General features: G+C 55.2%; 11 protein-coding genes. 4 read left to right on the forward strand and 7 right to left on the reverse strand.

Annotated elements, in window-relative coordinates; genetic code table 11:
• Positions 1 to 57: 57 nt before the first annotated feature.
• Both E2F51_RS03610 and E2F51_RS03615 read right to left on the reverse strand, forming a co-directional pair.
• Positions 58 to 705, reverse strand: a complete 648-nt coding sequence (locus E2F51_RS03610) for a response regulator transcription factor (protein ID WP_134822766.1) — start codon at positions 703 to 705, stop codon at positions 58 to 60.
• Positions 702 to 2,027 carry a sensor histidine kinase gene (locus tag E2F51_RS03615; RefSeq protein ID WP_134822767.1) on the reverse strand — a complete coding sequence of 442 codons (1,326 nt, stop codon included), beginning with the start codon at positions 2,025 to 2,027 and terminating at the stop codon, positions 702 to 704. The genes E2F51_RS03610 and E2F51_RS03615 overlap by 4 nt, the downstream gene beginning before the upstream one ends.
• A 195-nt stretch (positions 2,028 to 2,222) precedes the next feature.
• Here E2F51_RS03615 and ampC point away from each other — a divergent pair, with 195 nt between their 5' ends.
• Entirely contained in the window at positions 2,223 to 3,389 is a 1,167-nt protein-coding gene (ampC, locus tag E2F51_RS03620) for a class C beta-lactamase (RefSeq protein WP_371732161.1), read from the forward strand.
• A 79-nt stretch (positions 3,390 to 3,468) separates the two neighbouring features.
• Here ampC and parE read toward each other — a convergent pair whose 3' ends face one another.
• The 5 genes from parE to nudF are packed head-to-tail and all read right to left on the reverse strand — an operon-like array spanning position 3,469 to position 7,927.
• On the reverse strand, positions 3,469 to 5,364 hold the full coding sequence (gene parE / locus E2F51_RS03625; protein ID WP_053144838.1) for a DNA topoisomerase IV subunit B: 1,896 nt from the start codon (positions 5,362 to 5,364) through the stop codon (positions 3,469 to 3,471).
• A 53-nt stretch (positions 5,365 to 5,417) separates the two neighbouring features.
• Positions 5,418 to 5,999, reverse strand: coding sequence for an esterase YqiA (yqiA, locus tag E2F51_RS03630; RefSeq protein WP_134822769.1), 582 nt, complete (start codon positions 5,997 to 5,999; stop codon positions 5,418 to 5,420).
• 3 nt (positions 6,000 to 6,002) lie between these two features.
• Positions 6,003 to 6,830 carry a 3',5'-cyclic-AMP phosphodiesterase gene (gene cpdA / locus E2F51_RS03635; protein ID WP_013203871.1) on the reverse strand — a complete coding sequence of 276 codons (828 nt, stop codon included), beginning with the start codon at positions 6,828 to 6,830 and terminating at the stop codon, positions 6,003 to 6,005.
• A 39-nt stretch (positions 6,831 to 6,869) separates the two neighbouring features.
• On the reverse strand, positions 6,870 to 7,295 hold the full coding sequence (locus E2F51_RS03640) for a DUF1249 family protein (protein WP_013203872.1): 426 nt from the start codon (positions 7,293 to 7,295) through the stop codon (positions 6,870 to 6,872).
• Complete coding sequence (gene nudF, locus E2F51_RS03645; RefSeq protein ID WP_013203873.1) at positions 7,292 to 7,927, reverse strand: ADP-ribose diphosphatase; 636 nt, start codon at positions 7,925 to 7,927, stop codon at positions 7,292 to 7,294. The genes E2F51_RS03640 and nudF overlap by 4 nt, the downstream gene beginning before the upstream one ends.
• 212 nt (positions 7,928 to 8,139) lie before the next feature.
• Between nudF and tolC the strand changes: the two genes are divergently transcribed.
• From tolC to E2F51_RS03660, 3 genes are all read left to right on the forward strand, one after another.
• Positions 8,140 to 9,618, forward strand: coding sequence for an outer membrane channel protein TolC (tolC, locus tag E2F51_RS03650; protein WP_134822770.1), 1,479 nt, complete (start codon positions 8,140 to 8,142; stop codon positions 9,616 to 9,618).
• Positions 9,619 to 9,762: 144 nt separating this feature from the next.
• Positions 9,763 to 10,434, forward strand: coding sequence for a DUF1190 family protein (locus E2F51_RS03655; protein ID WP_013203875.1), 672 nt, complete (start codon positions 9,763 to 9,765; stop codon positions 10,432 to 10,434).
• 4 nt (positions 10,435 to 10,438) lie between these two features.
• Positions 10,439 to 11,599, forward strand: coding sequence for a glutathionylspermidine synthase family protein (locus tag E2F51_RS03660; RefSeq protein ID WP_134822771.1), 1,161 nt, complete (start codon positions 10,439 to 10,441; stop codon positions 11,597 to 11,599).
• Positions 11,600 to 12,210 lie beyond the last annotated feature (611 nt).

The raw sequence follows: 12,210 nt of genomic DNA on the forward strand, positions 1-12,210 counted from the left end.
TTTTCGGTAAGTGGACCCTATTCTGCAGGAAACGTCAGAGGCGAACTATTCGGTGGATTACCCATCGCGCCTGGTAGATCTACCAGGTTCAGACAGGGTTTGCAGCCGGGCATACTGCCAGACCATCGTTGCCAGGTTGTTGACCTCAAGGCGGGCAAAGATCGAGGCGCGATGCGCTTCGGCGGTACGCGGGGAAAGCGCCAGCGTTTTAGCGATCTCTTTGGCGCTCTGCCCTTCGACCAGCAGCGCCAGCACCTCGCGCTCACGGTTAGTCAGCTGAGCAAACCGGGTCTCCAACTGCTGCCGTTCCTGCCGTTGCCCGGCGCGCAGTTCGCTCTCTTTGAAGGCCTCGCTGATGCACTCAATCAGCGCATCGCTGTCGATGGGTTTGGTAAAAAACTCCCAGGCACCGTGCTGGAACGCCCGGCGGCACAGGTCGATAGTGCCGTGGCCGGTCATCAGGATCACCGGCAGCAGCGGATAGTGACGGGACGTCTCTTCCAGCCAGCTCAGCCCGCTTTTTCCCGGCATGCGGATATCCAGCAACAGGCAACCGGTCAGCGAGGGCGTGACCGACGCGTCGCTTTCAAAGGCGGCAATACTGTCGAAGGTGTTAACCTGCCAGCCCAGCGTCTGCAACAGAAAGCTCAGGGATTCCCTGATCGACGCATCATCGTCAATCAGCCAGATAGGTGACTCGTTCATTGCTTCTCCCAAAGCTGAAAACGCAGGTGTATGCAGGCTCCGCCAGCTTCATGGTTCGACAGGCGAATCGTCCCGTTCATGCGTAATACCAGGGTTTCCGCCAGCGTCATCCCCAGGCCGATACCCTCGGCGCGGGTGGTATAAAACGGCATCAGCGCCTGCTTCAGGCCCTCTTCCGAAAATCCTTTCCCGCCGTCGGTCAGCGTTATCAGCACGCTGCGATCGTCCACCCTGCACTGCACCCGTACCCAGCCTTTGCGCTGCGCGCTCTGCGCCTGCACCGCATTGCTTAACAGATTATGCAGCACCTGCTCCAGCCACAGGCGGTCGGCGCGCACCAGCGGTGCTGGCGTAACAAAATCGCGCTGCACGGCTATCTCGCCTTCGCGGATCTCCCGCGCCAGCAGATCCTCGACATGTCCCCACAGACGTTTCACGTCCACCGCTTCCAACTTCACTTCACGTTGTTCAAGGTGATCGCGGAAGCGCTGCAGCAGTAAGGCAATGCGCTGAGTCTGGCTTAAGGCGCCCTCTAGCGCTTTCGGCAGCAGGCTGAGATCGCCCTTGGCCACCAGCCTTTGCGCGCCCTGTAACCAGGTCTGGATGGCGGTCAGCGGCTGATTGATCTCATGCACCATGCCCGCCGTAATTTCGCCTAGCGCGTTGAGCTGTGAATGCTGATAAAACTGCGCGCGGCGATCGGCCTGGCGCTGGCGCTGCAGCTGATGCAGCAGCAGAACCAGCCCACTAAGCAGCAGCGCCAGCAGTAACGAAGGCCATATTTTGACTGCCGCCCAGTTTGCCGACGCGTCAGCGGTCAGCGTAAACGGCTGGATCTCCTGCGCAAAGGTCGTCGACCAGTGCCAGAGCCCGCCAGACTGCCCGCTGCCGGCGGTGAGCAGCACGTTTTCCTGCCAGCTTAACGTCAGATGGCTGAACTCAGCCTGCTGTAATGCCGCCGCGATGACCGGGCGAAAGTCCACCAGCTCGCGGACATTCTGCCAGGGATTATTCAGCCAGTAACGGCCATTATCCGCGAGGGTAATCCGCACTTCTTCAGAGCTTCCGCCAGGCAGGGGTTCAATGGCGACAATTTGCGGGAATTTGTGATTAAGCGCTTTGGCATCGCTGCCGGGTGAGATCAGCGGCAATACCGCCGCATTCTGCGTCAGCCGGTACGCAATCTGCAGCTCCACTTCCTGAAACGCCTTATTGAGCGCTTTCCATTGTTGATACAGCTGGATGCCGGGCACCACCATCAGCGGGATCGCCATCAGCAGTAACCAGATGATCAGGCTGCGTTTTATCAGCGGAAATGTCACCAGAAGATCCTTAATCAGCACATTGGCGGCAGAGTAGCCTGTATTATCGCCAGGGATCAACTAAACGGACAGAGAATAAGGGAAAGGGTAAATGTCGCGGCCATCACAAAATTGGCCGATTGCGGTTAAGGACATGTTAACTTCCGGGAGGATCCCTTAGCATAAGCCGGTTAATTAATTATCTGGAGCACTGTGATGTTTAAAGGACTTTCCCCTGTTGTTTGCCTGTCTGCCGTACTGACGTTGACCTCTGCTGACGCTTTTTCTGCCCCGCCGCTGAGCAGTGAACAGATCAAGAGCGTGGTCGATGGCCAGATTGCCCCGCTGCTTAAAGCCCAGCAGATCCCCGGCATGGCCGTGGCAGTGATCTATCAGGGTCATCCCTGGTTCTTTAACTATGGCGTGGCGGAAGTGAAAAGCGGCCGCCCGGTTTCTGCCAGCACTATTTTTGAGCTGGGCTCGGTCAGTAAAACCTTCACCGGCGTGCTGGGCGGCTATGCCGTGCAGAGCGGGCTGATCAAGCTCGACGATCCGGTGGCGAAATACAGTGCAGAATTGTCCGGCAAACAGTGGCGCGATATCACCCTGCTCAACCTCGCCACCTATACGGCGGGCGGATTGCCTCTGCAGGTGCCTGATGCGGTCACCGACCAGAAATCGCTGTGGAATTACTATCAGCAGTGGCAACCACAGTGGAAAGCCGGAACCATGCGCAACTATTCCAACGCCAGCATTGGCCTGTTTGGACTGTTAGCCGTGGCGAAATCCAACAGCAGCTTTGCTTCGTTGATGCAGCAGCAGGTTTTCAACCCGTTAAGCCTGACCCACACCTACCTTCGCGTGCCCGAATCCGCTCAGGCTGACTACGCCTGGGGCTATAAAAATGGCCAGCCGCTGCGCGTGACGCCGGGTCCATTGGATGAACAGGCGTATGGCGTGAAGTCCAGCGCGCAGGACATGGCGAAATTTTTACAGGCCAATATCGATCCCGACAGCCTGCCATCTGAGGATGCGGTGCTGAAAAAATCGCTGCTGACCGCGCAGAAAGGCTATTACCAGGTGGGGAATTTCCGGCAGGGACTGGGTTGGGAGATGTATGACTGGCCGACCAATCCCCAGACGATTATTGCCGACAGCGCCAATGACGTTGCCCTGAAGCCACGTGAAGTTCACGCGCTGGTGCCGGCCCGTGCGGCAACGCCCGCCAGCTGGATCCATAAGACCGGCAGCACCAATGGCTTTGGCACTTACATTGCCTTTATCCCTGCGGAGAAGCTCGGGATCGTGATGCTGGCGAACAAGAACTATCCGAACCCGACTCGCGTGGAAGCCGCGGCGAATATTCTGCAGGCATTGCGTTAAGCTGTTAACCCGCCAGCGTTGACGCAATAAAAAGGCCCGGACGGTTTCCTGTCCGGGCCTTGTTTATATCGGCGTTAGATTACGCTTCGATATCCGCCGTATGGCCGTTTTCCTGCAGCCAGTTGCGGCGATCTTCCGAACGCTTCTTCGCCAGCAGCATATCCATCACCGCCATGGTCTTCTCCACTTCATCATCTTCAACCGTCAGCTGAACCAGGCGACGGGTGTTCGGATCAAGGGTAGTTTCACGCAGCTGTAAGGGGTTCATCTCGCCCAGCCCTTTAAAGCGCTGTACGCCAGGCTTGCCCTTTTTACGCTTGAGCTGATCGAGAATACCGGCTTTCTCTTCTTCATCCAGCGCGTAATAGACCTCTTTACCCAAATCGATGCGGTAAAGCGGCGGCATCGCCACGTAGACGTGGCCGTTTTTCACCAGCGTGCGGAAGTGACGCACAAACAGCGCGCACAGCAGCGTGGCGATATGCAAGCCATCGGAGTCCGCATCCGCAAGGATACATATTTTGCCGTAACGCAGCTGGCTGAGATCTTCGCTGTCTGGATCGATGCCAATCGCAACCGAGATATCATGCACTTCCTGCGAGGCTAACACCTCATCCGAAGAGACTTCCCAGGTATTCAGGATCTTACCTTTCAGCGGCATGATCGCCTGATATTCACGATCGCGGGCCTGCTTGGCCGATCCGCCTGCGGAATCCCCTTCCACCAGGAACAGCTCGGTGCGGTTAAGATCCTGCGCGCTACAGTCGGCCAGTTTGCCGGGCAGTGCCGGGCCGCTGGTCAGCTTCTTACGCACCACCTTTTTGGCGGCACGCATACGCCGTTGCGCGCTGGATACTGCCATTTCGGCCAGCATCTCAGCGGTCTGAATATTCTGGTTCAGCCACAGGCTGAAGGCATCCTTCACCACGCCCGAAACAAAGGCCGCGCACTGACGTGAAGACAGGCGCTCTTTGGTCTGGCCGGCAAATTGCGGATCCTGCATTTTGACCGACAGCACGTAAGCACAGCGATCCCAGATATCTTCCGCAGACAGCTTCACGCCGCGCGGCAGGATATTGCGGTATTCGCAAAACTCACGCATCGCATCCAGCAGGCCCTGACGCAGTCCGTTGACGTGCGTCCCGCCCTGCATAGTCGGGATCAGGTTGACGTAGCTTTCGGTCAGCAGCTCGCCGCCTTCCGGCAGCCACAACAGCGCCCAGTCCACCGCTTCCACATCGCCGGCGAACGCGCCGACAAATGGCCGCTCTGGCAGCGTAGGCAGACCGTTTACCGCTTCACACAGGTAATCGGTCAGGCCATCGGCATAGCACCAGGTCTGTTCGGTGTTGTTCACGTTGTCTTTGAAAACAATTTCAACGCCCGGACAGAGTACCGCTTTTGCCTTCAGCAAATGGCTGAGGCGCGAAACGGAAAATCGTGGGCTGTCGAAGAAGTTCACGTCTGGCCAGAAGCGGACGCGGGTGCCGGTGTTGCGCTTACCCACGGTGCCGGTGACGTGCAAATCTTCCACTTTATCGCCGTTCTCAAAAGCCATTTCATAGACTTCGGCATTACGGCGAACCGTCACTTCCACTCGGGTGGAAAGGGCGTTAACCACCGAGATCCCCACGCCGTGCAGGCCGCCAGAAAACTGATAGTTTTTGTTGGAGAATTTACCGCCGGCGTGCAGACGACAGAAGATCAGCTCAACGGCTGGAACACCCTCTTCCGGGTGAATATCCACAGGCATGCCGCGGCCATCGTCGATAACTTCTAACGATTGATCGGCATGCAGGATCACTTCGACGCGTTTGGCATGGCCCGCCAGCGCCTCATCGACGCTGTTATCGATCACTTCCTGACCTAAGTGGTTAGGACGTGATGTATCGGTGTACATCCCCGGACGGCGACGAACGGGTTCAAGGCCGCTGAGTACCTCAATGGAGTCAGCGTTATAGCTGGATTGAGTCATCGTATAAATCTGATTGGTGGCTAAAAGTGAGAAGCCAGTCGCCGCGACTCACGTCAGCCGGAGGACAAGCCCAGGAAGTCGAGGATCGGGGAGAAATGGCGTTCGAATCCGATAAAAGCATGATTGCCGCCCTCTTCAACCGTCTGGCGGCAGGCACTGTAGTAGTCCAGGGCCTGACGGTAGTCGAGCACTTCATCGCCCGTTTGTTGCAGCAACCAGAGCAAATCCGGTGACTTTAACGGGTCAATCTGCATCATTTTCAGATCGTAAATATGGCGTGACTCTAACACATATTGCTGGCCGGTGTATGGGTTCTCGTTGTTGCCCAAATAATCCGCCAACAGCTCAAAAGGCCGCACCGCCGGGTTCACCACCACCGCCGGAAGATGGAAGCGTTGTGACATCCAGGTGGCGTAATAGCCGCCTAACGAAGAGCCGACAATGCCGACCTGTTCACCGGATGCAGACATCAGCCAGTTCTCCAGCATCTGCGCGGCTTCGCCAGGAAAAGCAGGGAGTTGCGGCACATGCACCCTGAGATCGGGATGGTGAGCGGCCAGCCATTCACGGAACTGGGTGGCTTTGGCTGACTGCGGGGAACTGTTAAAGCCATGCAGATAAAGTAGCGTGGCCATCCGTCAGTATCCTTCCGAATCGGGATCGGGACTGAAGGCCCGCGTCGCCAGGCGTTCAACCTGCGTTTCCACCCGACCGTCCGGCAGAAGATCCAGCCAACGCCAGCCCGGCGCTTCGGAATCAATGGTGAAATTGGTGCAATGGGGTTTGAACTGCACGCAGGTCGACGGTGTCGCCAGCAGGCGGCGTCCGTTCCAGTTCAGATCGAGATCCTGATGAATATGGCCGCACAGTAGCGTGGTGGCCAGCGGGTATTTTTGCAGCACCGCATCCAGCGAATGGGGATTGCGCAGGCTGTGTTGATCCAGCCAGGTACAGCCAGAAGGCAGCGGATGGTGATGCAACAGCACCAGCGTGTGACGATGCGGTTCTTTCGCCAGCGTATTCTCCAGCCATTCCAGCTGATAGTCGCTGAGCATGCCGTGCGGCACGCCAAACACCTGGCTGTCTAACAAGACAATCTGCCAGCTGTCGCCGATCAGCACATGTTTCTCATCGGCAATCTGCGATTCGGCCAACGTACTGAACATCGCGGGCTGGAAATCGTGATTTCCTGGCAACCAGACGCAGGGCGCGGGCAGGCGCGCAATACCCTCAGCGAAATGCTGATAGGCTTCGACAGTATGATCCTGAGCCAGATCGCCCGTAGCGACAATCAAATCATAGTGACGGGGGCTGGCGGATATCGCCTGCAGTACCGCGTCATAACTGGCCCAGGTGTTCACACCCAGCAGCGTTTCGTCTTTACCTGCAAAGAGGTGGGTATCGGTTATCTGTAAAATCCTGACCGTAGACCCACCCGCCGCAGGAAGTAGTAGCCGGCTATCCAATCAAAATCCTTAGGGTTAACGCCATCTCAGTTGTCTGTCTTAACAAACCGGTACGGCCATCGCGCCATGCGCTAAACAGTAGCGCAACCAGTCTGCAAGGAACTGGTTTATCTGATGCTTTTCATCACGCTGATGGAGCTTTTTATTAGGATAATCATAGCGCGCTTTGAAGCGATAGATCTGTTGCGTTGAACACACTTCCGCAACCATCGCGTCGTGATACAGCCTGACGGACATGGCAGGCAGGCTCCAGTAGCTGACGGCCGGCGCGGTTTGCTTCACTTCCACCAGCGTGGTGTAACGCGTCGATTCCTGGATGGTGACAGAATAATGGGCACCGTTCACCTGATAGGTCACTGACTCTCCCGCCTGGTCTTCTTTAGGCAGCAGGCGACGCAGCTGGGCGAAATTGGTTTCGCACACGCGCATCATTTCAGGGAAATCAGGTACATAGCGCTTTATCATTCGGTTTTCCACTCGTTGCGTAATTTTTTATGGTGCAGTTCAAGCCATTGCAAAGCGATGACAGAGGCTGCGTTGTCTATTTTCCCCTCTTCCACCCACTGGTAAGCCTGCTCACGGCTGACCACATGGACAAGAATATCCTCATTCTCTTCCTCCAGACCGTGGTTTCCCTTCGCCACGCTGGCATCCACTTCTCCCACCAGGATATGCAACCGCTCGCTGGTGCCGCCAGGACTGGCCAGATAGCTCAGCACCGGCTTCACGCGCGCGGGGGTGATCCCGGCTTCTTCTACTGCTTCACGCCGCACCACATCTTCATAGGTTTCGCCCGGCTCAACGATCCCGGCGACTAATTCTAACAGCCAGGGCGTCTCACTGCTGTCAAACGCGGGAATTCGGATTTGTTCGATCAGGACCACTTCGTCGCGCACGGGGTCATAGGGTAGCAGCACTGCGGCATGTCCGCGCTCAAAGACTTCCCTTTTTACTTCACCACTCATCCCACCCTTAAACAAGCGGTGACGAAATCGGTAGCTGGTGAGTGAAAAAAAACCGCTATAAAGTGTCTCTCGTGCAATAATTTCTACATCGTTTTTTGTGAAAGTCACTGGGTATTTTTTGCTGTTTTCCATCGGGGCAGCTCCATTCCGGATGAGTGCGAAAACGAGAAAAGCAACCCGAATCCGCTGAGAGTGTGGTTCTTAATGAATTATTTAAGTAAATTAGGGCAACATGGCACGTTCAGCCAACTTAACTGTTCCGTTTACTCTGCTAGAATCGGCGATTATTTTTTGGCTTACGTCAGCGCTACCATAGCAATTTTGCTGCACTACAAGGAATGCAAATGAAGAAACTGCTCCCGTTACTCATCGGCCTGAGCCTGGGCGGCTTCAGTGTCGCCAGTCAGGCAGAAAACCTGTTGCAGATTTACCAACAGGCTCGTTTGTCTAACCCCGATCTTCGCAGTTCTGCAGCAGATCGTGATGCGGCCTTTGAGAAAATCAACGAAGCCCGTAGCCCGTTGCTGCCGCAGTTAGGCCTGGGTGCTGATTATACCTATAACAACGGCTATCGCGACAGCAGCGGCCTGCATTCCAATACCACCAGCGGAACCTTGCAGCTGACTCAGACCATTTTTGACATGTCAAAATGGCGTGCGCTGACCCTCCAGGAAAAACAAGCCGGCATCCAGGATGTGACTTATCAGACTGCACAGCAGACGCTGATCCTGAACACCGCTACCGCCTACTTTAACGTGCTGAATGCGATTGATACGCTGTCCTATACGGAAGCGCAGAAACAGTCTATTTATCGCCAGTTAGATCAGACCACGCAGCGCTTTAACGTCGGTCTGGTTGCCATCACTGACGTGCAGAACGCCCGCGCCCAGTATGACAGCGTGCTGGCTAACGAAGTGACCGCACGCAACGCGCTGGATAACAACGTTGAAATCCTGCGTCAGGTCACCGGCAACTACTATCCAAGCCTGGCGTCTCTGAACATTGACCGCTTTAAAACGGAAAAACCTCAGCCGGTTAACGCACTGCTGAAAGAAGCCGAAAGCCGCAACCTGAGCCTGTTGTCTGCGCGTCTGTCCCAGGATCTGGCACGCGAATCCATCCGTTCAGCCGAAACTGGCCATATGCCAACGCTGGATCTGACCGCCTCTACCGGTATGTCTAACAGCAAATACGGTGGCAGCCGCGCCAACCAGACGTCTGCGACCGATGACAGCATCACCGGTTCTAACCAGGTTGGCCTGAGCTTCTCTCTGCCGCTGTACAGCGGTGGCGCCGTCACCTCTCAGGTTAAGCAGGCGCAGTATTCATTCGTTGCTGCCAGCGAGCAGCTAGAAAGCGCGCACCGTTCTGCCGTTCAGACCGTGCGTTCTTCCTTTAACAACGTGAATGCGTCCATCAGCAGCATCGACGCGTACCGTCAGGCCGTGGTCTCTGCCCAGAGCTCCCTCGATGCGATGGAAGCCGGTTATCAGGTGGGTACGCGTACCATCGTTGATGTGCTGGATGCGACCTCCACGCTGTTCAGTGCTAAACAGCAGCTTTCCGATGCCCGCTACAGCTACATGATCAATGAGCTGAACATCAAGTCGGCACTGGGTACGCTGAACGAGCAGGATCTGCAGTCGCTGAATGCGCGTCTGGGCAAAGATGTGTCTACCTCTCCTGAGGCGGTGGCACCTGAAACCCCGGAGCAAAATAACGCGGCTGATAACGGCAATGCTGCACCGGCTCAGGTTCATGCTACGCCGGTTGCGCAAAGTACCGCGCCAGCTCGTGCCAGCGGCAATCCATTCAGTAAGTGATCCCCTGAGGGGCAGCGCCTGCTGCCCCTTCACAATCAAACGTATAGCTAAGTAAAGATCCCCCTCCGTACTGCCCTCATCGCTTCATTTTTCACCGCTGTTACCCTATTCTATGCACTACCTTTGGGCACAGGACAGAACGTGATGAAACGGACTAAACAAATCAATCATGCCTCCTTTCGCAAAAGCTGGAGCGCACGACACTTAACCCCGGTAGCCTTAGCGGTCACCGCGGTCTTTATGCTTGCCGGTTGTGAACAATCGGATGAAAGCGTTTCCTTGTATCAAAATGCCGACGACTGCTCCAGCGCCAACCCGGGCAAAAGCGAGCAATGCACCACGGCGTTCAACAACGCGAAAAAAGAAGCGGAAAAAACCGCACCGAAATATGCCACTCGTGAAGACTGCGTGGCGGAATTCGGTGAGGGTCAGTGCCAGCAAACCCCTGCTCAGGCGGGTGTAGGCACAACCAATAATGCCGAATCTCAGCAGAGCGGAAGCTTCTGGATGCCGCTGATGGCAGGCTACATGATGGGCCGTATGATGGGCGGCGGTTTTGGTGGTCAACAGCAGCCGCTGTTCACCTCACGCGCACCGAACAGCCCGGCCAACGGCAAGTTTGTTGACGCCAGCGGTAAAAGCTTTGGCGCTGCCACACCAGGTCGCACCATGAACGTGCCGAAAACCGCCATGGCGCCGAAACCTGCCACCACCAGCACGGTCACCCGTGGCGGCTTTGGTGACAGCGTAGCTAAGCAGGCCACCGCGCAGCGTAGCAGCGCGACATCCGGTTCCCGCCGCACCTCAGGGGGCTAATGCCATGAAGCGTCTTGCTATCGCTGAACGCCCGGACTGGCGTGAAAAGGCCACCGAATACGGTTTCCGTTTTCATACCATGCACGGCGAGCCTTACTGGTGTGAGGATGCTTACTACCAGTTTACGCTCCAGCAAATTGAGAAGCTGGAGGACGTAACCAGCGAACTGCATCAGATGTGTTTACAGGTGGTGGAGAAAGTGGTGAACAGCGAAGAGCTGCTCGCCAAATTCCGCATTCCAAAACACACCTGGGACTTCGTGCGCGCCTCGTGGAAAACTAACCAGCCGTCGCTCTATTCGCGGCTGGATCTGGCCTGGGATGGCCATTCCGACATTAAGCTGCTTGAGAACAACGCCGATACGCCGACCTCGCTGTATGAAGCGGCATTCTTTCAGGGGATCTGGCTGGAAGATCAGCAGGCGGCGGGTAACCTGCCCACTGGCAGCGATCAGTTCAATAGCCTGCAAGAGAAGCTGATTGAGCGCTTTGCCGACCTGCATCAGCAGCATGGCTTCAGCTGGCTGCATTTTGCCTGCTGTCGCGACACCGACGAAGATCGTGGCACGGTTCAGTATCTGCAGGACTGCGCCACCGAAGCCGGCTTACCGAGCGAATTTCTGTTTATGGATGAAATTGGCTTGGGCGAAAGAGGCCAGTTCACCGATGTGCATGACCAGGTGATCGGCAACCTCTTCAAGCTGTATCCGTGGGAGTTTATGCTGCGTGAGGTGTTCTCTACCAAGCTGGAGGATGCTGGCGTTCGCTGGCTGGAACCGGCATGGAAAAGCATTATCTCCAATAAAGCGTTGCTGCCGCTGCTGTGGCAAATGTTCCCCAATCATCCGAATTTGTTGCCGGCGTATTTTGCCGAAGATGACGTGCCGCATATGGATAAATATGTGGTTAAGCCGTTGTTTTCGCGCGAAGGTTCGAACATCAGCATCATTGAAAACGGCAAGGAAATTGCCAGTGCCGATGGTCCTTATGGCGAAGAAGGCATGATTGTGCAGCAGTTCCACCCGCTGCCAAAATTTGGCGACAGCTACACCTTAATTGGCAGCTGGCTGATCGACGATCAACCGGCTGGTATTGGCATCCGCGAAGACCGGGCGTTGATTACACAGGATCTGTCGCGGTTCTATCCGCACACCTTTATTGAATAACGCTGTTATGCCTTTCAGTTGAGCACTCCGTTAACACGGAGTGCTTCGCTGCTGCTGTTCATGTATTTCCACCCTGCTCTCAGCCCCGGTACTGCCCCTTCCTCTCCTTTTCCATCTTTCCCGGCAATTTTCTCCTTAGTTTTTTTAAAATTTGCGCTACAGGCAGTCTGATAATTGCGCTTATTCACCTCAAAAATTCCTAAGCGGTTATGCTAACAATCATCAATAATATGAAGACGCAAACGCCGAAATAAACAGTCATCCAGAATGACATCAGGATAAAACACAAGGATATCAAGATCTAAAGGTGCCAATAAACGTCATATATATCCAGTAGTGGCGCCCGTAATGGATAACGCTAAAGATTAAGATCTTTATTAATCCTCTGATCGTTTTAACACAACAAGATCTGTTCAACTAATCGTCAAAAACGATTTCATTAAGCTCACTCCCATCTTTATCCTCATGCAAAAGTTGTTAAGAAAAATCCAGTCCTGCGGAGGAATCTTAATAACTTTATTAAAGTTGCCGCCTTGTTATTAGATGAGGGCACCTGTGTGCTTATCATTTTTACACTCGGCCTGGATAGCCATAAGGATATGTACAATGAA

Source organism: Erwinia sp. QL-Z3 (genome assembly GCF_004551645.1).
GTDB lineage: Bacteria > Pseudomonadota > Gammaproteobacteria > Enterobacterales > Enterobacteriaceae > Erwinia > Erwinia billingiae.

Excerpts from the sequence above, each read along its gene's own strand:
- E2F51_RS03660 (WP_134822771.1), top strand. The coding sequence starts at position 10,439 with ATGAAGCGTCTTGCTATCGCTGAACGCCCGGACTGGCGTGAAAAGGCC.
- E2F51_RS03640 (WP_013203872.1), bottom strand. The coding sequence starts at position 7,295 with ATGATAAAGCGCTATGTACCTGATTTCCCTGAAATGATGCGCGTGTGC.
- yqiA (WP_134822769.1), bottom strand. The coding sequence starts at position 5,999 with ATGGCCACGCTACTTTATCTGCATGGCTTTAACAGTTCCCCGCAGTCA.
- nudF (WP_013203873.1), bottom strand. The coding sequence starts at position 7,927 with ATGGAAAACAGCAAAAAATACCCAGTGACTTTCACAAAAAACGATGTA.
- ampC (WP_371732161.1), top strand. The coding sequence starts at position 2,223 with ATGTTTAAAGGACTTTCCCCTGTTGTTTGCCTGTCTGCCGTACTGACG.
- parE (WP_053144838.1), bottom strand. The coding sequence starts at position 5,364 with ATGACTCAATCCAGCTATAACGCTGACTCCATTGAGGTACTCAGCGGC.
- E2F51_RS03610 (WP_134822766.1), bottom strand. The coding sequence starts at position 705 with ATGAACGAGTCACCTATCTGGCTGATTGACGATGATGCGTCGATCAGG.
- tolC (WP_134822770.1), top strand. The coding sequence starts at position 8,140 with ATGAAGAAACTGCTCCCGTTACTCATCGGCCTGAGCCTGGGCGGCTTC.
- E2F51_RS03655 (WP_013203875.1), top strand. The coding sequence starts at position 9,763 with ATGAAACGGACTAAACAAATCAATCATGCCTCCTTTCGCAAAAGCTGG.